Here is a 231-nt window from a genome sequence, read left to right on the forward strand (position 1 = left end):
TCAACACCCGGTACTCCATGCTCGATCATTCTGTTTACCGCATTGATTCCGCCGCCGCCAACACCTATTACTTTTATCGTTGCTAAAAGTTCTAGATTAGAATCAAACTCCAACATGACAATCCTCCTATATTGACGAAATTACCGATTCTTAATGATTGTTATTAAAAAAAGTAACCTATGATTTTTTTGAATTTAGATTCACCTTTTTCAACTTGTATTTTATACTTGT

1 pseudogene is annotated in these 231 nt (G+C 34.2%); it reads right to left on the reverse strand.

The window, feature by feature from the left end:
- Window positions 1-116, reverse strand: a pseudogene (locus tag ACYP5M_RS26855) (cell division protein FtsZ); the annotation flags it as partial.
- Window positions 117-231 lie beyond the last annotated feature (115 nt).

It is taken from the genome of Peribacillus sp. N1, assembly GCF_054600815.1.